Source organism: Streptomyces sp. JNUCC 63 (assembly GCF_054366325.1).
Map to the genome: position 1 here is coordinate 5,282,896 of NZ_CM135963.1, position 22,598 is coordinate 5,305,493.

Consider the following 22,598-nt stretch of genomic DNA (forward strand, 5'->3'; position numbering starts at 1 on the left):
TAGGCAAGAAGGAGCCCGATCGTGACCCAGCGCACCCTCGTCATCCTCAAGCCCGACGCCGTCCGTCGTGGCCTGACCGGCGAGATCATCAGCCGTATCGAGCGCAAGGCCGGCTGGCAGATCACCGCGCTGGAGCTTCGTACCCTGGACACCGAGACCCTGGAGCAGCACTACGGCGAGCACAAGGGCAAGCCCTTCTACGAGCCGCTGGTGGAGTTCATGTCGTCCGGTCCGGTTGTCGCCATGATCGTCGAGGGCGACCGGGTCATCGAGGGCGTGCGCGCGCTGGCCGGACCCACCGACCCGATCGCCGCCGCTCCGGGCTCGATCCGCGGGGACTACGGCGTGATCGTCCGGGAGAACCTGATCCACGCCTCCGACTCCGAGGAGTCCGCCGAGCGCGAGGTCAAGATCTTCTTCCCGGGCCGCGGCTGACACCCGGAAGAACTGGTCCCGGCCGCTCTTCCTGACGTTCCGTCAGCTCGGCCGATCGCCTGACCTGGGCGGCCGTACGAACACGGCCGTCCCGCCGCATAGGGGATGCCGATCGGGGGAACGAGTGCCTCCGATGGGCCGTCTCCACAAGCGAGGCGGTACGCCATCCGCTGACAATGGCGGAGACCCTCGCGCAGTGTTCGTGCAGGCGCGTCTACGATGTAAGCCTTCACGTCACAGCACCCACCTCGCCGTACCTGAAAAGCCTTCAAAAGCTCCCAGGGAAGGCCAGACGAATCCTGATGGGGAACTCAATGTCGTTCATCGGCCGTGACATGGCTGTCGACCTCGGGACCGCCAACACGCTGGTGTACGTCAGGGGTCGCGGGATCGTACTCAACGAGCCGTCCGTCGTCGCGATCAACACGAACACCGGTGGCATCCTCGCGGTCGGTGCCGAGGCGAAGAAGATGATCGGGCGCACGCCCGGCAACATCGTTGCCGTGCGTCCGCTGAAGGACGGCGTCATCGCGGACTTCGAGATCACCGAGCGGATGCTCCGCTACTTCATCCTGAAGATCCACAAGCGGCGGTATCTGGCGCGCCCGCGGGTCGTGGTCTGCGTGCCCTCCGGCATCACCGGCGTCGAGCGCCGCGCCGTCATCGAGGCCTCCTCCCAGGCGGGCGCCCGCCAGGTGCACATCATCGAGGAGCCGATGGCCGCGGCCATCGGCTCCGGCCTGCCGGTCCACGAGGCCACGGGCAACATGGTGGTGGACATCGGCGGCGGCACCACGGAGGTCGCGGTCATCTCGCTCGGCGGCATCGTCACCGCCCAGTCCATCCGCGTCGCCGGCGACGAGCTGGACAACGCGATCATCCAGCACGTCAAGAAGGAGTACTCCCTTCTGCTGGGTGAGCGGACGGCGGAACAGATCAAGCTCACGATCGGATCGGCGTACGACCTCGAAACCGACGAGCACACCGAAATCCGCGGCCGGGACCTCGTCTCCGGGCTGCCGAAGACCGTCGTCATCTCGGCCGCCGAGGTGCGCAAGGCGATCGAGGAGCCGGTCAACGCGATCGTCGACGCGGTCAAGACGACACTCGACAAGTGTCCGCCGGAGCTGTCCGGCGACATCATGGACCGGGGAATCGTTCTGACCGGCGGCGGGGCGCTGTTGCGCGGCCTGGACGAGCGGCTGCGCCGGGAGACCGGCATGCCGATCCACATCGCCGAGGACCCGCTGGACAGCGTGGCGCTCGGATCGGGTAAGTGCGTCGAGGAGTTCGAGGCACTCCAGCAGGTCCTCGACGCCCAGCCGCGCAGATGACACGACTTTTCGATTCCGCCGTACGAGTTGATCCCCTCTCGTACGGCGGATCGTTGATATAGAGACACAAGCTCCCGCAAACGGGCCCCTTGGGATCGCGCTCAGGGTCAGCGCTTCTCGGGGGCCACCCAGTTCCTATGAGGAAGGGCACGGCCGCCGCACGTGAGGGACACGAAAGAGAGCCGGCTGCTCCTGGTGCTGTTGATCGCCATCGCGTTCGCGTTGATCACAGTGGACATCCGCGGTGGGGAGAACTCCCCGGTGGACGGCGCCCGGCACGCAGCCGCCACCGTCTTCGGCCCGATCGAGAACGGCGTGTCGACCGCGGTGAACCCGGTCGGCAACGCGGTCTCCGCGGTCCGTGACTCCGGCGAGCGCCACGACCGGCTCGCCGCGCTGGAGAAGGAGAACGCCGCCCTCAAGGCCGAGCTCGGCAGCGACGACCGCAACCGCAGCCGGCTGAACCAGCTGAACAGGATGCTGAAGCTGGCCGGCCAGGGCCAGTACGGCATCAAGGGCGCCCAGGTCATCGCCATAGGAGCCGCGCAGGGCTTCTCCTGGACCATCACCATCGACGCGGGCGCGAATGACGGCATCAAGCGCGACATGACCGTCCTCAACGCCGACGGCCTGGTCGGCCGCGTCACCACCGTCGGCCCCACCTCCGCCACCGTGCTGCTCGCCAACGACCCCGACTTCACCGTCGGCACCCGCATGGAGGGCAGCGACGAACTCGGCTTCGCCTCCGGCCAGGGCGACCGCCCGCTGCGCGTGCAGCTGCTCAACGCCAAGGCGAACGTGAAGAAGGGCGACCGTCTGGTCACCTTCGGCTCACAGACCGACCGGCCGTTCGTGCCCGGCGTCCCGGTCGGCGTGGTCTCCCGCGTCGACCCCACCGGCGGCGACCTGACCCGCACCGCCTACGTCACGCCGTACGTCTCCTTCACCAAGCTCGACGTCGTCGGCGTCGTCGTACGGGCCCCGAAGAAGGACCCGCGCGACGAGGTGCTGCCGCCCAAGCCCAGGCCGACCCCGACGCCCACGGTGACCGTGACGGTCACCCCGTCCGCCGACGCCCCCGCCCTGCCGCAGCAGTAGGAGCCTGAATTCCATGCGCTTCAACCGGATCCTGCTCTCCACCACGCTGGTCGTCGTCGCCCTGGTGATCCAGGTGAGCGTCCTGGCCCGGCTGCACCTGCCCGGTGCCGTCCCCGACCTGCTGCTGCTCACCGTCCTGGGCCTGGCCATGGTCTACGGCCATGTCGGCGGCGCCCTCGTCGGCTTCGGCGCCGGACTGCTCGCCGACATCGCCCCGCCCGCCGACCACGCCGCCGGCCGCTACGCCCTGGTGCTGTGCGTCATCGGCTACCTCGCCGGGCTCATCAAACCCGAGACCGGCCAGGTCAAGTCGGCCACCGGCCCCATGACCGTGGTGGTCGGCGCCGCCATCGGCTCCACGCTGCTGTACGCCGGTGTCGGTGCCCTCGTCGGCGACACCGCCGCCCGCCACGTCGGCCTGCCCAGCCTGCTGCTCACGGCCGCCGTGTACGACCTGCTGCTCGCCCCCTTCGTCGTCCCCGGCATCATGGCGCTGGCCCGGCGCGCGGAGAACGACCCGCTCGCCGAGACCAACTCCACCTCGAAGAAGGCGGCCGACATCTCCTCCGGCTGGCTCTCCTCCGGCACCGGCCTGCACATCGGCGGCCAGCGCGGCGCGTTCGGCGGCCTGAAGACCAAGGCCCGCGCCCGCACCACCCGGGTCGGCCGCATCAAGGGGGTCAAGCGGCTGTGACGGAAAGGACGCTGACCGGCCGTCGGTCTCACAGCTTCGTCGTATACGACTCGTACACACACTGAGAGGGGGGACAGCGGCAGTGACCGCCCACCCGTCTCCCACCACCACCCTTCCAAGGAATGGGCTTCGCCCATGACCAATATTCCCGAGACCGGCCGGACCCCACGGGTCCAGACCCGGCTCGTCGTCATCCAGATCCTCGTCCTCTCCCTGCTCGGCACCCTCGGCGGCCGGCTGTGGTACCTGCAGATCCGCGAGGGCGCCCACTACCAGAAACAGGCGTCCGGCAACCACGTCCAGCAGGTCGTCCAGCCCGCCGTACGCGGCTCGATCCTGGACGCGCGCGGGGTGCCGCTCGCCGACAACGAGACCCGGCTGGTGGTCTCCGCCTCCCGCACCGACCTGCTCAAGCAGAAGGACGACGGCAAGGCGGTCCTCACCAAGCTCGCCGCCGTGCTCGGCATGGACGTCACGGACGTCATGCAGAAGGTCCGGCTGTGCGACGCCAAGACCCCGCAGCCCTGCTGGAACGGCTCGCCGTACCAGCCCATCCCCATCACCGACGAGGCCACCCCCAAGCAGGCGCTGCAGATCCGCGAGCGCGCCGAGGACTTCCCCGGCATCACCGCCGAGCCCGCGGCCGTACGCCGCTACCCCGGCCCCGGCAAGTCCAATACCGCCCAGGTCCTCGGCTACCTCTCGCCGGTCACCGACGAGGAGATCCAGCGGGCCAAGGACACCGACTCGCCCTACCTGCGCTCCGACATGGTCGGCCGCTCCGGCCTGGAGCGGCAGTACGACCGGGAGCTGCGCGGCAAGGCCGGCGTCACCCGCTACGAGGTCGACAACCTCGGCCGCGTCATCGGCAAGGCCGAGTCCGACGCCGCCGAACCCGGCTCCAGCCTGGTCACCAGCATCGACTCCCGAGTCCAGCGGATCGCCGAGCACGAGCTGGACAAGGCCATGAAGGCCGCCCGGACCCAGTGGGACAGGAACACCAACAGGAACTACAAGGCGGACTCCGGCGCCGTCGTCGTGATGGAGGCCAGGACCGGCCGTATCGTCGCCATGGCGTCCGCACCGACGTACGACCCGAACGTCTGGGTCGGCGGCATCTCCGCCAGGGACTACAAGGCGCTCACCGGCAAGGACTCCGACTACCCGCTGCTCAACCGGGCCATCCAGGGCCAGTCCGCGCCCGGTTCGACCTTCAAGGTGGTCTCCACGGCCGCCGCGGTCGAGGCCGGCTACGACTTCAACGGCAACTACCCCTGTACCAGCTCCTACTCGGTCGGCAACCAGGTCTTCAAGAACTTCGAAGGGGAGAACTTCGGCCCGATCTCCCTCGGCCGGGCCCTGGAGGTGTCCTGCGACACCGTCTTCTACTACCTCTCGGACAGCGAGTGGAAGAAGGACGGCGGCATCAACCCCAAGAAGAAGCCCAAGGACTACTTCTACAAGGCCGCCCACCAGTTCGGCCTCGGCAAGGAGACCGGCATCGACCTGCCCAACGAGGTCACCGGCCGCGTCCCCGACCGCCAGTGGAAGCAGCGGTACTGGGAGGCCAACAAGGACGCCTGGTGCAAGACCGGCAAGAAGGACGGCAGCTACGTCGAGAAGATCGCGTACGAGAACTGTCTCGAGGGCAACAAGCTGCGCGAGGGCGACTCGATCAACTACTCCATCGGCCAGGGCGACACCCTCGTCACCCCGATCCAGCAGGCCGTGATCTACGGGGCGATCTCCAACGGCGGCACCATGTACACCCCGGCCATCGGCAAGGCCGTCATCAGCCCCGACGGCAAGCACATCACCGAGATCAAGCCCAAGTCCCACGGCAAGCTGCCGGTCACCAAGGCCACCCGGGACATGATGGACCAGGCTCTCGCGGGCGTGGCCACCCGCGGTACCGCCGCCTGGAAGTTCTCCGGCTGGCCGCAGGACAGGATCCCGCTGCACGCCAAGACCGGTACCGCCGAGGTCTACGGCAAGCAGACCACGTCCTGGCTCTCCACCTACACCAGGGACTACACGGTCATCATGACCATCGCCCAGGCCGGTACCGGCTCCGGCGCCTCCGGTGAGGCCGTGCGCAACATCTACAGCGCGATGTACGGCGTCCAGGCCGACGGCTCCATCGACAACAAGAAGGCCCTGCTGCCCACCCCGCAGAAGAGCCTGCCGAAGGTCCAGCCGGACGGCTCGATCATCGCCCCGAAGATCTCCGCCGACCCCGCCGAGGACCAGGAGAAGGCGGCCCAGCAGGCCACCCAGCAGCCCACCCGGCCGGGTGACGCCACGCCGAACGGTCAGCAGACGCCCGCGACCACCACCACGCCCCCCACGGGCAACCGCGACACCCGCAGGCGCCCGCGCCGGAGGGGAAGCCGGAGGACGACCGCATGACCGGCGCGAACAGCTTCTCCGTCTCCGGATACGGGCCCGAACGGGCCCGCTGGACCCGGCTCTTCGCCCGCGACTCACTGGCCCGCCGGCTCGACTGGCCGATACTGCTGTCCGCGCTCGCGCTGTCCACGATCGGCGCCGCCCTGGTCTACTCGGCCACCCGCAACCGCACCGAGCTCAACAAGGGCGACCCGTACTACTTCCTGATGCGGCACGCCCTGAACACCGGCATCGGGATCGCCCTGATGATCGCCACCGTCTGGCTCGGCCACCGCGCCCTGCGCAACGCCGTGCCGGTCCTGTACGGCGCCTCGGTGCTCGGGGTACTGCTGGTGCTCACCCCGCTCGGCGCCACCATCAACGGCAACCGCAACTGGATCCGTCTCAGCGGCGGCTTCTCCCTGCAGCCCTCCGAGTTCGTGAAGGTCACGATCATCCTGGGCATGGCGATGCTGCTCGCGGCCCGGGTCGACGCCGGCGACAAGATGTACCCGGACCACCGCACGGTCCTGCAGTCGCTGGGCCTGGCCGCCGTGCCGATCATCGTCGTGCTGCTCATGCCCGACCTCGGCACGGTCCTGGTCCTGCTGACCATCGTCCTGGGCGTGCTGCTCGCCTCCGGCGCCTCCAACCGCTGGGTCTTCGGCCTGCTCACGGCCGGCGTCGCCGGCTGCGTCGCCATCTGGCAGCTGCACATCCTGGACGACTACCAGATCAACCGGTTCGCCGCCTTCGCCAACCCCAGCCTCGACCCGGCCGGCGTCGGCTACAACACCAACCAGGCCCGCATCGCCATCGGCTCCGGCGGTCTGACCGGCGCGGGCCTCTTCCACGGCTCGCAGACCACCGGTCAGTTCGTGCCCGAACAGCAGACCGACTTCGTCTTCACGGTCGCGGGCGAGGAACTCGGCTTCGTCGGCGCCGGCCTGATCATCGTCCTGCTCGGGGTCGTTCTGTGGCGCGCCTGCCGCATCGCCCGCGAGACGACCGAGCTGTACGGCACGATCGTCGCCGCCGGGATCGTCGCCTGGTTCGCCTTCCAGAGCTTCGAGAACATCGGCATGACCCTCGGCATCATGCCCGTCACCGGCCTGCCCCTGCCGTTCGTGTCCTACGGCGGCTCGTCGATGTTCGCGGTGTGGGTGGCGGTGGGGCTGCTGCAGTCGATCAGAGTGCAGCGGCCGATGTCGGCGTAGGCCTCCGGCGGTTGAGCCGTTCCCGGGTGCGGGGCGGCTCTCCCGTGCCGGCCGGCGGGTGGCGTTCCCCCGGGACCGCGCCCCAGGACCCCGATCGGCCTGAACGGCCTCTTCCGGTGCCCTCGGCACACTGCCGCGCCCGGCCGGCCGGCACTAGATTCGGTCTATGGCGGACACCAAGCGCGAGATCGAACGGAAGTACGCGTCCGACGCCGGCGGTCTGCCCGACCTGACCGGCGTCGGCGGGGTCGCGGCCGTCCTCGACAAGGGCGTCGCCGACCTGGACGCCGTCTACTACGACACCGCCGACGAACGCCTCGCCGCCGCCGGACTCACCCTGCGCCGCCGCACCGGAGGCACCGACGCCGGCTGGCACCTGAAGTTCCCGGTCGCGCCCGGCGTACGCGACGAGATCCACGCCCCCCTGTCCGACACCGTGCCGCCCGCCCTCGCCGCACTCGTCCGCTCCCGTGTCCGCCGCAGCGAACTGCTGCCCCTGGTCCGCATCCGCTCCCGGCGCGACATCAGCCACCTCGTCGACGCGGACGGCGCGCTGCTCGCCGAGGTCAGCGCCGACGACGTACGGGCCGAGCGGCTGACCGGCGACCGCCGCGCCGCCCAGTGGACCGAGATCGAGGTGGAACTGGCCGACGGCGGCGACCCGGCCTTCCTCGACACCGTGGAGAAACGGTTGCGCAGAGCGGGCGTACGACCCTCCCCGTCCCCCTCCAAACTGGCCCGCGCCCTGACCGGGACCGCCGGGCCGGACCGCCGCCCCGAGCCGCCCGAGGAGCGGGCCCCCGTGACGGCCGGCGACCACGTCCTCGCCTACCTGCGCGCCCAGCGCGACGCCCTCGTCGCGCTCGACCCCGCCGTACGCAGGGACGTGCACGACTCCGTGCACCGCATGCGCGTCGCCACCCGCCGCCTGCGCAGCGCCCTGCGCACCTACCGCAAGGTCCTGGACCGGTCCGCCACCGACCCCCTCCGCGAGGAACTGCGCTGGCTCGGCGGCGAACTCGGCCTCGACCGCGACCAGGAGGTCCTCACCGAACGCCTCACCGCCGACCTGGACGACATACCCGACACCCTGGTGACCGGCCCCGTCCGCGCCCGCCTGCGCACCTGGTCCCAGGCCCGCCGCGGCGGCTCGCGCCGCCGGCTCCTCGCCGCCCTCGACAGCGGGCGCCACCTGGACCTGCTCGACACCCTGGACGCGCTGCTGGCCGACCCGCCGCTGCGCCCGGCGGCCGCCGGGAAACCGGCCAAGGTGATCGCCAAGGCCGTACGGAAGGAGCACGCGAAGCTCTCCGCCCTGCTGGACCGGGCCCTCGCCCTGCCGCCCGGCCACGACCGCGACCTCGCCCTGCACGAGGCCCGCAAGCAGGCCAAGGCCGCCCGGTACGCGGCCGAGGCGGCCGTCCCCGCCCTCGGCGACCCGGCCGCCGACCTGGTGGGACCCGTCAAGGCCCTCCAGAGCCTGCTCGGCGACCACCAGGACAGCGTCATGGCCCGCCAGGCCCTGCTCGCTCTCGCCGGCCAGGCACAGGCGGTCCGGGAGAGCTCGTTCACCTACGGCCTGCTCTACGGGCGCGAGGAGCGGCGGGCGGCGGCGGTGGAGGCGGAGCTGCCGGGCGCCCTCCGGGCGTGCGGGGCAGGCCCCCGACCGGGTTAGGCTGAATGGTCACCCCTGTCAGCTCACAAAGGTCCGCGAGATGCCTGCCGAAGCCGTCGAGGCTGTTGAGTCTGTGTTTCCGCAGCTCGAAGCACTGCTCCCGCACGTGCAGAAGCCGATCCAGTACGTCGGCGGAGAGCTCAACTCCACGGTCAAGCCCTGGGAGTCCTGCGACGTCCGCTGGGCGCTGATGTACCCGGACGCCTACGAGGTCGGCCTGCCCAACCAGGGCGTCATGATCCTCTACGAGGTCCTCAACGAGCGCGAGGGCGTCCTCGCCGAGCGCACCTACAGCGTGTGGCCGGACCTGGAGGCGCTGATGCGGGAGCACGGCGTCCCGCAGTTCACGGTCGACAGCCACCGCCCGGTGCGCGCCTTCGACGTGTTCGGCCTGTCCTTCTCCACGGAGCTGGGCTACACGAACATGCTGACGGCCCTGGACCTCGCGGACATCCCGCTCCAGGCGCGCGATCGCACGGACGACGACCCGATCGTGCTGGCCGGCGGCCACGCGGCCTTCAACCCCGAGCCGATCGCCGACTTCATCGACTGCGCGGTCATCGGCGACGGCGAGCAGGCGGTGCTGGAGATCACCGGGATCATCCGCGCCTGGAAGGCGGAGGGCCGCCCCGGCGGCCGCGAGGAACTCCTCTTCCGCCTGGCGAAGACGGGCGGGGTCTACGTCCCCGGCTTCTACGACGTCGAATACCTCCCCGACGGCCGCATCGGCCGGGTCGTCCCCAACAGGTCGGGCGTCCCGTGGCGCGTGTTCAAGCACACGGTGATGGACCTGGACGAGTGGCCGTACCCGAAGCAGCCCCTCGTGCCCCTGGCGGAGACGGTCCACGAGCGCATGTCGGTGGAGATCTTCCGCGGCTGCACACGTGGCTGCCGCTTCTGCCAGGCCGGCATGATCACCCGCCCGGTGCGCGAGCGCTCGATCACGGGCATCGGCGAGATGGTCGAGGCCGGCCTGAAGGCGACGGGCTTCGAGGAGGTGGGCCTGCTCTCCCTGTCCTCCGCGGACCACAGCGAGATCGGCGACATCGCCAAGGGCCTGGCCGACCGCTACGAGGACGACAAGATCGGCCTCTCGCTCCCCTCGACCCGGGTCGACGCCTTCAACATCGACCTGGCCAACGAGCTGACGCGCAACGGCCGACGCTCGGGCCTGACCTTCGCCCCGGAGGGCGGCTCGGAGCGCATCCGCAAGGTCATCAACAAGATGGTCTCGGAGGACGACCTGATCCGCACCGTCGCCACGGCGTACGGCAACGGCTGGCGTCAGGTGAAGCTGTACTTCATGTGCGGCCTGCCCACGGAGACGGACGAGGACGTCCTGCAGATCGCCGACATGGCGACCCGCGTGATCCAGAAGGGCCGCGAGGTCTCCGGCTCCAACGACATCCGCTGCACGGTCTCCATCGGCGGCTTCGTCCCCAAGCCCCACACCCCGTTCCAGTGGGCGCCCCAGCTCTCGGCGGAGGAGACGGACGCCCGTCTCGAAAAGCTCCGCGACAAGATCCGCGGCGACAAGAAGTACGGCCGCTCGATCGGCTTCCGCTACCACGACGGCAAGCCGGGCATCGTCGAGGGCCTCCTGTCCCGCGGCGACCGCCGCGTGGGCGCGGTCATCCGCGCGGTCTACGACGACGGCGGCCGCTTCGACGGCTGGCGCGAGCACTTCTCCTACGACCGCTGGATGAGCTGCGCGGACAAGGCCCTGGCCCCCTACGGCGTCGACGTCGACTGGTACACCACTCGCGAACGCTCCTACGAGGAGGTCCTCCCCTGGGACCACCTCGACTCCGGCCTCGACAAGGACTGGCTCTGGGAGGACTGGCAGGACGCCCTCGACGAGACGGAGGTCGAGGACTGCCGCTGGACGCCCTGCTTCGACTGCGGGGTGTGTCCTGCCATGGACACGTCCATCCAGATCGGCCCGACCGGCAGGAAGCTGCTGCCGCTGACGGTCAAGAAGTCCTGACCGACGGGTCGGTTCGGCGTTCCTGGTGGTGGGCCTGGGCCATCAGGGCGAGCAGGATCGCCAGGAGGACGGCCGAGGAGCCCGCGGTGCCGAGGTCGAGGCCGCCCTTGGCGGTCGGCTTGGTGAGGAAGTCGCCGGCGGTGGCGCCGAGCGGGCGGGTGAGGACGAAGGCGATCCAGAAGAGGAGCACGTTCGGTACGGCGGGCACCTTCATCAGGGCGACGAGGACCAGCAGGGCGCCGGTGACCAGGGCCGCGCCGCCGGCATAGCCGAGGCCGGAGCTGTCGGAGAGGAAGTCGCCCATCGAGGTGCCGAGCGTGTTCGAGACGAGGATCGCCGACCAGAACAGGGCCTCGCCGCGGAAGGTGACGATGTCGCGGATCCGGAACGTCGTCCCGGACAGCTTCCACACCGCGAAGATCACGAGCAGGATCGAGACCAGGATCGCGGCGCCGGCGGGGTAGCCGAGGCCCAGGCCCTGCGGTCCCCAGCCGAGCGAAGTGGCGCCGTCCGAGAGGTACTTGGCGCTGGCGTCACGGTTCATGAAGTCGGACGTCGTGGTCCCGGCCATGCTGGTCGACAGGATCACGGTCCAGTAGAAGAAGGGGTTGTAGCGGCGGGAGCCCAACTGGATGACCAAGGTCACCACGAAGATCAGGAAAAGGGCGATCGTGGTGAGGAAGTAGCCCAGCTCGAGCGTCTGGGCGAACAGGTCGCCGGCGGTCTCGCCGAGGGTGGTCGCCGCGATCTTCATGATCCAGAAGGCGAGGGTGACCTCGGGCAGCTTCTTCATCACCGACTTCGCCGTACGCGCGATGTCCGGATCGATGAGCACTTCGGACTTGTCCATGGTGCGAACACTCCGTTCTCGAACGGTGGGGTACGACCGCGCACGGTGCCCCTGTCGTCGCCGACTGTGACAATTCCGACCCAAGCACATCCGGAAGGCGCGATCGGGATCCGGGCGGCGGGTCGTGGCGTCGTTTCAGGTATGAATCTGGAGAAGGCGGGGGCCGGGGAGCGGCCGCCCGAGGGGTGCTTGGTGACGGCGATCCGGCTGCCCGTGCGGATCGTCGTCCTGGTGCTGGTCGTGCCGGTGCGGATGGCGTGGGACGCGCTCGTCGTCGGCGGGCGGTTCCTGCGCGACACCGTGCTGCGGCCGGTCGGGCGGGGCCTGGCGTGGCTCGGGTGGGCGGTGTTCGTGTGGCCCCTGGGCGCGCTGTGGCGGTACGTCGCCGTGCCCGTCGGCCGGGCGCTGGGATGGCTGGGGCGCGTGCTGGTCGTCGTACCGCTCGCATGGGCGTACCGATGGGTGCTGATGCCCGTCGGGCACGCGCTCGTGTGGCTCGCGCGGGGGATCGGGGCCGCGCTGGGGTGGGTGTACGCGCGCGTGCTTTCGCCGGTCGGGCACGCGCTCGTGTGGGTGCTCGGGTGGCTCGGGCGGGTGCTCGCCGCCGTGGGGCTCGGGGTGTTCGCGGGGGTGGCCTGGCTCGGGCGGTGGCTGCTTGTCGTACCCGCGGTGTGGTTGTACACATGGGTCCTCGCGCCGGTGGGGCGCGGGATCGCCTGGTGCGCCAGGGGGCTGTGGTGGGTGCTGGGAAAGGTCGCCGCCGGGGTCGGCACGGCTCTGTACTGGACCGGCCGGGTGCTGTTCGTCCTGCCCGCGCTCGCGCTGTGGCGGTGGGTGCTCGTGCCCCTCGGGCGCGTCCTGGCCGTCGTCGGGCGGGAGGTCGCGGACGCCCTCGGCCATGCCTGGCGGGTCGCGGGACGGATCTCGCTCGCCGTCGGGCGGTTCCTGGGGACCCTCTTCCGGTGGATCTTCGTGGAGCCCCTGCGCTGGGTGTACCGCACGGTGCTGACGCCGGTCGGGCACGTCGTACGGGACGCCGTGCTGCGCCCCGCCGCCCGGGCCGCGCGCCGTGTGGGCCGTGCCGCCCGGGAGGCGTTCGCCGCCACCCGTGACATCGCCCGGCAGACCCGCGCCGACCTGCGCAGGGCGCTCTTCGGGGAGCCCCGGCCGCCCGCCCGGCGGGAACCCGTGGCGGCCGGGACGCGTACTCTAGACAGAAGGACCGGGCGCGAAGCGTCCCCGCCGACCCGGGGGTGACCGGAAGTCAGCCCCGCGCGCCACGGACCGTCCGCCGTACACGAGGAGAAGTTCCACTGGGCAAGCGACAGCCCGAAGGCCCGCCGCCCGCACCCGCGGTGCAGCGCATCCGACTGCGCTACACCAAGCGCGGCCGCCTCCGGTTCACCAGCCACCGTGACTTCCAGCGCGCCTTCGAGCGTGCGTTGCGCCGTGCCGAGGTGCCGATGGCGTACTCGGCGGGGTTCACTCCGCACCCGAAGGTGTCCTACGCCAATGCCGCACCCACCGGCACGGGCAGTGAGGCGGAGTACCTGGAAATCGCGCTCACCGCGCCCCGCGATCCGGAGCGTCTGCGCGTGCTGCTCGACGAGTCGCTGCCCACCGGGCTGGACGTCGTCGAGGCGGTCGAGGCCCGTACACCGGGGCTCGCCGACCGGCTGACCGCTTCCGTGTGGGAGCTGCGGCTGGACGGCGTCGACCCGGCCGAGGCCGCACGCGCGGTCGCGGCGTTCAACGGCGCCGAGACCGTCGAAGTGCAGCGCCTGACCAAGAACGGCATGCGCACCTTCGACGCCCGGTCCGCGGTCGTGGGCCTGGAGAGCGTACCCACGCATGGTTCGGCGGCCGATGGGCCGATCGACCAGCCCTGTGCGATACTGCGGCTGGTTGTTCGGCACGTGACGCCTGCCGTACGACCCGACGACGTCCTGTCCGGTCTCCGCGCCGTGGCCGACCTGGCGCCGCCGGTCCCCGCAGCGGTGACCAGGCTGGCGCAGGGGCTGTTCGATGAAGAGACCGGCACGGTGACCGACCCGCTCGCGCCCGACCGCGAGGCAGACACGGCCGCCCCGGCCGATTCAGCGGGGGCCGCCGCCGCTGCCGCCGCGAAGGCGCCGGCGTAGGGGCGGTTCCGCGCAGGGACGGACGTCGAGAAGCGCCGCCCTCGTACTCGGGAGCCACCTGGGTCGGGCAGCGCACCGACCAGAAGACTTTCGCCAGGCCGTGCACGACAAGGCGTACGGAACCGGCGAGACAAGACACAGAGAGCTCCCGTGCGGCGCCCGCGCCCCGGACGGCGGCCATCGCGCACCGCGCGGCCGCGGACGTCAACGGTGTTCGATCGACGTGATCGGCACCGGACCAGGCGCGGCGCCCGGGAGCCTGACGGGAGATACGCCCGCATGCTCGAGCCGACCGAACCCGCCGAGGGTTCCGAAGAACTGAACACTCCCAGCGACACCCTGCCGCCGCGTCGTCGGCGCCGTGCCGCGTCCCGCCCGGCGGGCCCGCCCGCCGCCGCGTCCGCCGAGACGCCGGCCGAGATCACGGCGCCGGCCGTGCCGGTGGCCGAGCCCGCGGAGGTCGCGGAGGAGGCGGAGGAGCCTGCTGAGGCTGCCGAGACGGTGGCCGTCGCCGGTGACGCGGCGGAGGAAGAGGCCGAGGCCGCTGCCGCCTTGGAGGAGCCCGCGCCCGCGCGTCGTACGCGCCGCCGGGTCTCCGTGCCCGCCGGGGCTCCGAAGGATGCCCAGGGCGAGGCCGCCGCCGAGACCGTCGTGCCGGTGGTTGCCGCCGACGAGACGCCGGCCGGGTCCGGCGAGGCCGTCGTCGAGGTTCCCGCCGGTTCCGTCGAGGTCGGCGAGGCCGCCGCTCCACGGCGTACCCGCCGGCGTGCCACGCGCAGCGTGTCCGCGCCCGCCGCGGTGCCCGCGTCGGAGGAGGCGGCCGAGACGGCCGTCCCCGCCGCGAGCGCGGAGACCACGGAGGCCGCGGACCAGCAGGCCGCCGCTCCTACGAGGCGTCGTGCGACCCGGCGCGTGTCGGCGCCCGTCGGTGCGCCGATGCCGACCGAGGCCGCGGTGAGCCCTGCTCCCGAGGCCGTCGCCGAAGCGCCCGCCGACGAGTCCGCGCCCGTTGCCGAGGCGGCGGAGGAGGCGGCTCCGCGCCGTGCGCGCCGGCGTACCACGCGCCGGGTGTCCGCGCCCGCAGCCCCGCCCACGGGTGAGGCGGAGCCCGAGACCGGTGCCCCCGTCGAAGAGTCCGCGCCGCAGGCGCCCGCCACCGTCGGTGAGCCCGCCCCCCAGGCTGCCGCCGCCGAGGCACCCGCCGAGGAGACCGAGACGCGGCGTACCCGCCGTCGGGCCGTGCGGCGTGCCGCGACCGGGTTCTCCGAGCCCGCCGCCCCGGAGACCCCGGCCGCCGAGGAAGAGGCCCCGCGCCGGCCCGCGCGGCCCGCCGTCGCCGTGTTCCAGCCGCCGGTCTTCGCCGAGCCGAAGTTCCAGTTCCAGACCCCGGAGCGTGCCGCCGCCGCAGCGGCCGCCGCGGCCGTGGAGGGCGAGGCCGTGGAGAGTGAGGAGCACCCGGAGGACCAGGTCGAGCAGGGCGGCTCGCGGCGCCGCCGCCGTCGCCGGGGCTCCGGCTACGGCGGGGAGCCCGAGACCCGGACGGACGAGGCCGCCGACGAGTCCGCCGAGGAAGAGGCGGAGGAGGCCGAGGACGCCGCCGAGGGCGAGGAGGGCGAGGAGACCGGCTCCCGCCGTCGCCGCCGCCGCGGTGGCCGTCGCCGTCGCCGGGGCGAGACCGGCGGGGACGAGGAGTCGGAGGAGACCGACGAGCTCGCCGCCGAGCAGGCCGCGCAGGACGCCGAGGACACTGCCGAGCAGCTCGAGGAGGACGACGAGGAAGGGGCTCACGCCGCGGAGTCGGCCGAGGGCGGCGAGGGACAGCAGGCCGGCGCGGGCGGTGGCTCCAGCAGCAGCCGTCGCCGTCGTCGCCGCCGTCGCCGGGCCGGTGACACAGGCACCGACACCGACACCGAACCGTCCGCCGACGACCCCGAGCGCACCGTCGTCAAGGTCCGCGAGCCGCGCAAGCCCGCCGAGCCCTCCGACGAGGTGCAGTCCATCAAGGGCTCGACCCGGCTGGAGGCCAAGAAGCAGCGCCGCAGGGAAGGCCGTGAGCAGGGACGCCGACGTGTTCCGATCATCACCGAGGCCGAGTTCCTGGCCCGCCGCGAGGCCGTCGAGCGCGTGATGGTCGTACGGCAGCACGGCGACCGCACGCAGATCGGCGTCCTGGAGGACGGCGTGCTCGTCGAGCACTACGTCAACAAGGAGCAGGCGGTTTCGTACGTCGGCAACGTCTACCTGGGCAAGGTGCAGAACGTGCTGCCCTCGATGGAGGCCGCCTTCATCGACATCGGCAAGGGCCGCAACGCCGTCCTGTACGCGGGCGAGGTCAACTTCGAGGCGCTCGGGATGGCCAACGGCCCCCGCCGCATCGAGTCCGCGCTGAAGTCCGGGCAGTCCGTGCTCGTCCAGGTCACCAAGGACCCGATCGGCCACAAGGGCGCCCGTCTGACCAGCCAGGTCTCCCTCCCGGGCCGCTACCTCGTGTACGTCCCCGAGGGCTCGATGACCGGCATCAGCCGCAAGCTGCCCGACACCGAGCGGGCCCGGCTGAAGAGCATCCTCAAGAAGATCGTCCCCGAGGACGCGGGCGTCATCGTGCGCACCGCCGCCGAGGGCGCCAGCGAGGACGAGCTGCGCCGGGACGTCGAGCGGCTGCAGGCGCAGTGGGAGGACATCCAGAAGAAGGCCAAGAACGGCGGCGCGCCGACGCTGCTGTACGGCGAGCCGGACATGACCGTCCGGGTCGTGCGCGACATCTTCAACGAGGACTTCTCCAAGGTCGTCGTCAGCGGTGACGAGGCGTGGGGGACCGTCCACGGGTACGTCTCGCACGTCGCCCCGGACCTCGCCCCGCGTCTGCAGCGCTGGACGAGCGAGGTCGACGTCTTCGCGACGTACCGGATCGACGAGCAGCTCGCCAAGGCGCTGGACCGCAAGGTCTGGCTGCCCAGCGGCGGTTCGCTGGTGATCGACCGGACCGAGGCGATGGTCGTCGTCGACGTCAACACCGGCAAGTTCACCGGCCAGGGCGGCAACCTGGAGGAGACGGTCACCAGGAACAACCTGGAGGCGGCCGAGGAGATCGTGCGCCAGCTGCGGCTGCGCGACCTCGGCGGCATCATCGTGATCGACTTCATCGACATGGTCCTGGAGTCCAACCGCGACCTGGTGCTGCGGCGCCTGCTGGAGTGCCTGGGCCGGGACCGTACGAAGCACCAGGTGGCCGAGGTGACCTCGCTGGGCCTGGTGCAGATGACCCGCAAGAGGGTCGGCCAGGGCCTGCTGGAGTCGTTCTCCGAGACCTGCGTCCACTGCAACGGCCGCGGTGTCATCGTCCACCTGGACCAGACGAGCGCCGCCGCCGGCGGGAGCAAGCGCCGCAAGCGCGCCCGCGCCGGTGCCGAGCAGCCGCACGAGCACGAGGCCGTGGCGACTCAGGCCGCCGCCCAGACCGCCGAGGAGGAGGCGGAGACCGAGGCGGAGGTCGCCGCCGAGGTCGCCGAGCCGGTCGCCCTGCCCGCGCCCGAGATGGCCCCGGACGAGGAGCTGTACAGCAGCGTCGCCGAGGCGGAGGCCGCGGCGAGCCGGGGCCGTGGGCGACGCCGCGCGAGCCGGCGGGTGTCCGCTCCGGCGGGCGCGCCGAAGGCCCACGCCGACGGTGCCACCCCGGCTGCCACGGCTCAGGACGTCACCGCGGCGGAGGAGGCCGCGCGCCCGGTGCGCCCGGAGCCGGCCGAACAGGCCCAGGCCGAGCCGGTGGCCGTCGAGGACCCGGTCGTCCCGGCCTCCCCGGCCAAGGCCCCGTCCGCCGAAGAGGCTGCCCCCAAGGCCCGTACGCGCCGCCGCGTGACCCGCGAGGTGTCCGCGCCGGCCGGTTCCCCGGCAGATGCCGAGGCGGCCGTGGTGACGGTCCCGGAGGCCGCCCCGGAGCCGGTGTCCGCGCCCGAGTCCGCGCAGGCGGAGGAGTCGCCCGCCGAGGCCGCCGCCCCGGCCCGTCCCCGCCGCCGCGCCGTGCGCGAGGCCACCGCGCCGACCGCCCCGGAGGACACGGCCGTCGTGGTCGTCCCGTCGGGCACGGCGGAGGAGGCACCGTCGGAGGCGACGGCGGCCGAGCCCGCGGAGCCGGCGGAAGCCGAAGCGGCCGAGGAGGCCGCCCCGGCCAAGAAGACGGCCCGCAAGGCCGCCAAGAAGGCCACGGCGAAGAAGGCCGCCACGAAGAAGACGGCGGCCACGAAGACGGCGGCCACGAAGACGGCGGCCAAGAAGACCGCCGCGAAGAAGGCGACGGCCAAGAAGGCGGCGAAGACCGCCAAGACGGCCACGGCCGCGAAGAAGTCGGCGTCGAAGAAGACCGCGGCGGCCCAGCAGTCGGCGCCGTCCGTCTCGGCCTCGACCGACGAGGGCTGATCCGGCTCCGGACGCGGTGTGGCCCTGCCCGCTGAGGGCAGGGCCACACCGTTTCCGTACGGGGCCGGGTTACTGTACGGGGGCTTCGCCCGTCGGACAGTCGGGCAGTCGTACCGCCGAGACCGCCAACTCCCGTGTCCCCGGCGGACCATGCGCAAGGTTAAGGAGAGAACTGCGATGATAGGCCTCGTGTTGGCGGCCGGTGCCGGACGGCGCCTGCGCCCCTACACCGACACCCTGCCCAAGGCGCTGGTGCCGGTGGGGCCTGCGGGTACGGACGAGGGTCCCACGGTCCTGGACCTCACCCTCGGCAACTTCGCCGAGATCGGCCTGACCGAGGCGGGGATCATCGTCGGTTACCGCAAGGAGGCCGTGTACGAGCGCAAGGAGGCCCTGGAGCGGACGTACGGCCTGAGGCTCACCCTGATCGACAACGACAAGGCCGAGGAGTGGAACAACGCCTACTCCCTGTGGTGCGGCCGGGACGCCCTCAAGGACGGCGTGATCCTCGCCAACGGCGACACCGTCCACCCGGTCTCCGTCGAGAAGACCCTGCTCGCCGCCCGCGGCGAGGGCAGGAGGATCATCCTCGCCCTGGACACCGTGAAGTCGCTGGCCGACGAGGAGATGAAGGTCGTCGCCGATCCCGACAGGGGGGTTCGGAGGATCACCAAGCTGATGGACCCGGCCGAGGCCACCGGCGAGTACATCGGGGTCACCCTGATCGAGGGCGACGCCGCCCCGGAGCTGGCGGACGCGCTGCGGGCCACCTTCGAGCGGGACCCGCAGCTGTACTACGAGGACGGCTACCAGGAGCTCGTCGACCGCGGCTTCAGGATCGACGTGGCGCCGATCGGCGACGTCAAGTGGGTCGAGATCGACAACCACGACGATCTCGCCAGGGGACGTGAGATCGCGTGCCAGTACTGACCCGGCTCATTTCGTCGCCGGTCGTGGTGGACATCCGTCCTGGCGCCCTCGACGACCTGGCGAGTGTGCTCGCCGACGAGCGCATCTCGCACTCCGGGCGGCTCGCCGTCGCCGTCAGCGGCGGCTCCGGCGCCCGGCTGCGCGAGCGGATCGCCCCCTCGCTGCCCGGCGCCACCTGGTACGAGGTGGGCGGCGGCACCCTCGACGACGCGATCCGGCTGGCCGACAAGATGAAGGCCGGCCACTACGACGCGGTCGTGGGCCTGGGCGGCGGGAAGGTCATCGACTGCGCGAAATACTCGGCGGCGCGCATCGGCCTGCCCATGGTCGCCGTCGCCACCAACCTGTCCCACGACGGCATCTGCTCGCCGGTGTCCATCCTGGACAACGACGCGGGCCGCGGCTCGTACGGCGTGCCGACACCGATCGCGCTTCTCATCGACCTCGCGGTGATCCGGGAGGCGCCGATCCGGTTCGTGCGCTCGGGCATCGGCGACGCGCTGTCCAACATCTCCGCGGTCGCGGACTGGGAGCTGTCCCACCGCGTCAACGGCGAGAAGATCGACGGCCTGGCCGCCGCGATGGCGCGGCAGGCGGGCGAGGCGGTGCTGCGGCACCCGGGCGGCTGCGGCGACGACGGGTTCCTGACCGTGCTCTCCGAAGGACTCGTGCTGTCGGGAATCGCCATGTCGATCGCCGGCCACACCCGGCCTTCGTCGGGGGCCTGCCATGAGATCAGTCATGCGCTGGACCTGCTGTACCCCAAGCGTGCGGCGAGCCACGGGGAGCAGGTGGGCCTCGGCGCGGCCTTCGCCATGCACCTGCGGGGCGACCACGAAGGGTCCCGGCTGATGACCGGTGTCCTGCGCCGGCACGGGCTTCCGGTGGTGGCGGAGGAGATCGGGTTCAGCGACGACGAGTTCGTCCGGGCCGTCGAGTTCGCCCCGGAGACCCGCCCCGGCCGCTACACGATCCTCGAACACCTCGAGTTGTCGCCGACGCGGATCAAGGAGGCGTACTCGGACTACGTCGCGGCGGTCACCGGATGAGACGGCGGCCCGGTTTGACCCCTGCCGGGCACGCCCCGTAGTCTTGACCGTCGGCGTGTCCACTGAGCGCGCCACATCCCCGTAAACCTCTTCCTCCCGGGCACGGGCCGTGGCCGGGAGAGGCGGTCCGCGTGTGTCGCGGGCCCGCTGGACTGCGGGGTGCCGTTCCGAGCGAGAGAGTGAGATCCGCGTGTACGCCATCGTGCGCAGCGGTGGTCGCCAGCACAAGGTTGCTGTGGGCGACATCGTTGAGGTTGACAAGATTTCCACTGCCAAGGTTGGCGACACGGTCGAGCTCTCGACCCTGCTCGTTGTCGACGGCGACTCCGTGACCAGCGACCCGTGGGTGCTGGCCGGCATCAAGGTCCAGGCCGAGGTCGTGGACCACCACAAGGGCCAGAAGATCGACATTCTGCGCTACAAGAACAAGACCGGCTACCGCCGTCGGCAGGGCCACCGCCAGCAGTACACGGCGATCAAGGTCACGTCGATCCCCTCGGCCGCGAAGTAAGGGACTGAAGAGACATGGCACACAAGAAGGGCGCATCGTCCACCCGGAACGGTCGCGACTCCAATGCCCAGCGGCTCGGCGTGAAGCGCTTCGGCGGTCAGGTCGTCAACGCGGGTGAGATCCTGGTCCGCCAGCGCGGCACCCACTTCCACCCGGGCGCCGGCGTCGGCCGGGGTGGCGACGACACGCTGTTCGCGCTGCAGGCCGGTGCGGTGGAGTTCGGCACCAGCCGCGGCCGCAAGGTCGTGAACATCGTCCCGGTCGCCTGATCCCAGGTTCGGACCGGACGTTTCGCGAGGCGGACCTCACTTCCCGGGCGGGAAGGCGGGTCCGCCTTTCGCGTGTTGAGCAGTAGACATTTCCGTACACCTCCGGCCTTCGACCGGGGGAACCCCAGGAGGCACCCACCATGACCACCTTCGTGGACCGCGTCGAACTCCATGTCGCCGCGGGTAACGGGGGCCACGGCTGTGCCTCCGTGCACCGTGAGAAGTTCAAGCCGCTGGGCGGCCCGGACGGCGGCAACGGCGGGCGCGGCGGGGACGTGATCCTCACCGTCGACCAGTCCGTCACCACGCTGCTGGAGTACCACCACTCCCCGCACCGCAAGGCCACCAACGGCAAGCCCGGCGAGGGCGGCAACCGCTCCGGCAAGGACGGCACGGACCTGGTCCTGACCGTGCCGGACGGGACCGTCGTCCTCGACAAGGCGGGCAACGTCCTCGCCGACCTGGTCGGACACGGCACCTCGTACGTCGCCGCCCAGGGCGGCCGCGGCGGCCTCGGCAACGCGGCCCTCGCCTCCGCCCGGCGCAAGGCGCCCGGCTTCGCGCTGCTGGGGGAGCCGGGGGACCTGCAGGACATCGTCCTGGAGCTGAAGACCGTCGCCGACGTGGCCCTGGTCGGCTACCCGAGCGCCGGCAAGTCCTCGCTGATCTCCGTGCTGAGCGCGGCCAAGCCGAAGATCGCCGACTATCCCTTCACCACCCTCGTGCCCAACCTGGGTGTGGTGACGGCCGGTTCGACCGTCTACACCATCGCCGACGTGCCGGGTCTCATTCCGGGCGCCAGCCAGGGCAAGGGGCTGGGCCTGGAGTTCCTGCGCCATGTGGAGCGGTGCAGCGTGCTCGTGCACGTACTGGACACGGCGACCCTGGAGTCCGACCGCGACCCGGTCTCCGACCTCGACGTCATCGAGGAGGAGCTGCGGCGGTACGGCGGCCTCGGCAACCGTCCCCGCATCGTCGTCCTGAACAAGATCGACGTCCCCGACGGCAAGGACCTCGCCGAGATGGTCCGCCCCGACCTCCAGGCGCGCGGCTACCGCGTCTTCGAGGTGTCGGCGGTGGCGCACACCGGGCTCAAGGAGCTGTCGTACGCGCTGGCCGACCTGGTCGCGAAGGCGCGCGCCGCACGGCCGAAGGAGGAGGCGACCCGCATCGTCATCCGGCCGCAGGCGGTCGACGACGCCGGCTTCACCGTCACCCGCGAGGACGACGGCCTCTTCCGCGTGCGCGGCGAGAAGCCCGAACGCTGGGTGCGGCAGACCGACTTCAACAACGACGAGGCCGTCGGCTACCTCGCAGACCGGCTGGGCCGCCTCGGTGTCGAGCAGGAGTTGATGAAGGCCGGCGCCCGGGCCGGTGACGGCGTCGCCATCGGGCCCGAGGACAACGCGGTCGTCTTCGACTGGGAGCCGTCGGTCATGGCGGGCGCGGAGATGCTCGGCCGCCGCGGCGAGGACCACCGCTTGGAGCAGGCCCGCCCGGCCGCCCAGCGTCGCCGCGACCGGCAGGCCGAGCGCGACGAGGCCGAGCGCGAGTACGACGGCTTCGAACCGTTCTGACGGACGTGTCCCAACTGTGACCACAGGGTT

At 71.6% G+C, this 22,598-nt stretch carries 17 protein-coding genes; 16 read left to right on the forward strand and 1 reads right to left on the reverse strand.

Features of this window, described 5'->3' with window-relative positions; all coding sequences use genetic code 11:
* Nucleotides 1-21: 21 nt before the first annotated feature.
* The 8 genes from ndk to ACX25U_RS24310 all read left to right on the forward strand — a co-directional run bounded on the left by ndk (nucleotide 22) and on the right by ACX25U_RS24310 (nucleotide 10,828).
* Nucleotides 22-435: a nucleoside-diphosphate kinase gene (gene ndk, locus ACX25U_RS24275; protein WP_454383099.1), complete on the forward strand. Its 414-nt coding sequence runs from the start codon at nucleotides 22-24 to the stop codon at nucleotides 433-435.
* A 314-nt stretch (nucleotides 436-749) separates the two neighbouring features.
* Entirely contained in the window at nucleotides 750-1,769 is a 1,020-nt protein-coding gene (locus ACX25U_RS24280) for a rod shape-determining protein (protein ID WP_111005632.1), read from the forward strand.
* Between the two features lie 162 nt (nucleotides 1,770-1,931).
* Complete coding sequence (mreC, locus tag ACX25U_RS24285; RefSeq protein ID WP_454383102.1) at nucleotides 1,932-2,867, forward strand: rod shape-determining protein MreC; 936 nt, start codon at nucleotides 1,932-1,934, stop codon at nucleotides 2,865-2,867.
* A gap of 13 nt (nucleotides 2,868-2,880) precedes the next feature.
* On the forward strand, nucleotides 2,881-3,561 hold the full coding sequence (gene mreD, locus ACX25U_RS24290; protein ID WP_454383103.1) for a rod shape-determining protein MreD: 681 nt from the start codon (nucleotides 2,881-2,883) through the stop codon (nucleotides 3,559-3,561).
* Between the two features lie 135 nt (nucleotides 3,562-3,696).
* A complete protein-coding gene (gene mrdA / locus ACX25U_RS24295) occupies nucleotides 3,697-5,970 on the forward strand; it encodes a penicillin-binding protein 2 (RefSeq protein ID WP_454383105.1) in 2,274 nt (757 codons plus the stop codon).
* Nucleotides 5,967-7,166 (forward strand): rod shape-determining protein RodA, encoded by a 1,200-nt coding sequence (gene rodA, locus ACX25U_RS24300; protein ID WP_454383107.1) that lies wholly within the window; start codon nucleotides 5,967-5,969, stop codon nucleotides 7,164-7,166. The genes mrdA and rodA overlap by 4 nt, the downstream gene beginning before the upstream one ends.
* A 166-nt stretch (nucleotides 7,167-7,332) precedes the next feature.
* Entirely contained in the window at nucleotides 7,333-8,841 is a 1,509-nt protein-coding gene (locus ACX25U_RS24305) for a CYTH and CHAD domain-containing protein (protein WP_454383109.1), read from the forward strand.
* A gap of 40 nt (nucleotides 8,842-8,881) precedes the next feature.
* On the forward strand, nucleotides 8,882-10,828 hold the full coding sequence (locus tag ACX25U_RS24310) for a TIGR03960 family B12-binding radical SAM protein (RefSeq protein ID WP_454383111.1): 1,947 nt from the start codon (nucleotides 8,882-8,884) through the stop codon (nucleotides 10,826-10,828).
* Here ACX25U_RS24310 and ACX25U_RS24315 read toward each other — a convergent pair.
* Nucleotides 10,815-11,678: a COG4705 family protein gene (locus ACX25U_RS24315; protein WP_454383112.1), complete on the reverse strand. Its 864-nt coding sequence runs from the start codon at nucleotides 11,676-11,678 to the stop codon at nucleotides 10,815-10,817. The genes ACX25U_RS24310 and ACX25U_RS24315 overlap by 14 nt on opposite strands.
* Nucleotides 11,679-11,819: 141 nt before the next feature.
* Here ACX25U_RS24315 and ACX25U_RS24320 point away from each other — a divergent pair, with 141 nt between their 5' ends.
* From ACX25U_RS24320 to obgE, 8 genes are all read left to right on the forward strand, one after another.
* Nucleotides 11,820-12,935 carry a hypothetical protein gene (locus ACX25U_RS24320; RefSeq protein WP_454383114.1) on the forward strand — a complete coding sequence of 372 codons (1,116 nt, stop codon included), beginning with the start codon at nucleotides 11,820-11,822 and terminating at the stop codon, nucleotides 12,933-12,935.
* 98 nt (nucleotides 12,936-13,033) lie between these two features.
* Nucleotides 13,034-13,819, forward strand: a complete 786-nt coding sequence (locus tag ACX25U_RS24325) for a TIGR03936 family radical SAM-associated protein (protein ID WP_454383116.1) — start codon at nucleotides 13,034-13,036, stop codon at nucleotides 13,817-13,819.
* A 279-nt stretch (nucleotides 13,820-14,098) separates the two neighbouring features.
* Complete coding sequence (locus tag ACX25U_RS24330; RefSeq protein WP_454383117.1) at nucleotides 14,099-18,232, forward strand: Rne/Rng family ribonuclease; 4,134 nt, start codon at nucleotides 14,099-14,101, stop codon at nucleotides 18,230-18,232.
* A 177-nt stretch (nucleotides 18,233-18,409) separates the two neighbouring features.
* The gene (locus ACX25U_RS24335; protein ID WP_454383118.1) at nucleotides 18,410-19,162 is read left to right on the forward strand and encodes a phosphocholine cytidylyltransferase family protein; all 753 of its coding nucleotides are present in this window, start codon (nucleotides 18,410-18,412) and stop codon (nucleotides 19,160-19,162) included.
* Nucleotides 19,150-20,211: an iron-containing alcohol dehydrogenase family protein gene (locus ACX25U_RS24340; RefSeq protein WP_454383119.1), complete on the forward strand. Its 1,062-nt coding sequence runs from the start codon at nucleotides 19,150-19,152 to the stop codon at nucleotides 20,209-20,211. The genes ACX25U_RS24335 and ACX25U_RS24340 overlap by 13 nt, the downstream gene beginning before the upstream one ends.
* Nucleotides 20,212-20,401: 190 nt before the next feature.
* Nucleotides 20,402-20,722: a 50S ribosomal protein L21 gene (gene rplU, locus ACX25U_RS24345; RefSeq protein ID WP_454383120.1), complete on the forward strand. Its 321-nt coding sequence runs from the start codon at nucleotides 20,402-20,404 to the stop codon at nucleotides 20,720-20,722.
* A gap of 14 nt (nucleotides 20,723-20,736) precedes the next feature.
* Entirely contained in the window at nucleotides 20,737-20,991 is a 255-nt protein-coding gene (gene rpmA / locus ACX25U_RS24350; RefSeq protein WP_030051735.1) for a 50S ribosomal protein L27, read from the forward strand.
* A 140-nt stretch (nucleotides 20,992-21,131) separates the two neighbouring features.
* Nucleotides 21,132-22,568, forward strand: coding sequence for a GTPase ObgE (gene obgE, locus ACX25U_RS24355; RefSeq protein ID WP_454383121.1), 1,437 nt, complete (start codon nucleotides 21,132-21,134; stop codon nucleotides 22,566-22,568).
* The last annotated feature ends 30 nt before the right edge of the window (nucleotides 22,569-22,598 follow it).

Excerpts from the sequence above, each read along its gene's own strand:
- ACX25U_RS24280 (WP_111005632.1), top strand. The coding sequence starts at position 750 with ATGTCGTTCATCGGCCGTGACATGGCTGTCGACCTCGGGACCGCCAAC.
- mreD (WP_454383103.1), top strand. The coding sequence starts at position 2,881 with ATGCGCTTCAACCGGATCCTGCTCTCCACCACGCTGGTCGTCGTCGCC.
- mrdA (WP_454383105.1), top strand. The coding sequence starts at position 3,697 with ATGACCAATATTCCCGAGACCGGCCGGACCCCACGGGTCCAGACCCGG.
- rodA (WP_454383107.1), top strand. The coding sequence starts at position 5,967 with ATGACCGGCGCGAACAGCTTCTCCGTCTCCGGATACGGGCCCGAACGG.
- ACX25U_RS24305 (WP_454383109.1), top strand. The coding sequence starts at position 7,333 with ATGGCGGACACCAAGCGCGAGATCGAACGGAAGTACGCGTCCGACGCC.
- ACX25U_RS24310 (WP_454383111.1), top strand. The coding sequence starts at position 8,882 with ATGCCTGCCGAAGCCGTCGAGGCTGTTGAGTCTGTGTTTCCGCAGCTC.
- ACX25U_RS24315 (WP_454383112.1), bottom strand. The coding sequence starts at position 11,678 with ATGGACAAGTCCGAAGTGCTCATCGATCCGGACATCGCGCGTACGGCG.
- ACX25U_RS24320 (WP_454383114.1), top strand. The coding sequence starts at position 11,820 with ATGAATCTGGAGAAGGCGGGGGCCGGGGAGCGGCCGCCCGAGGGGTGC.
- ACX25U_RS24330 (WP_454383117.1), top strand. The coding sequence starts at position 14,099 with ATGCTCGAGCCGACCGAACCCGCCGAGGGTTCCGAAGAACTGAACACT.
- ACX25U_RS24335 (WP_454383118.1), top strand. The coding sequence starts at position 18,410 with ATGATAGGCCTCGTGTTGGCGGCCGGTGCCGGACGGCGCCTGCGCCCC.
- rpmA (WP_030051735.1), top strand. The coding sequence starts at position 20,737 with ATGGCACACAAGAAGGGCGCATCGTCCACCCGGAACGGTCGCGACTCC.
- obgE (WP_454383121.1), top strand. The coding sequence starts at position 21,132 with ATGACCACCTTCGTGGACCGCGTCGAACTCCATGTCGCCGCGGGTAAC.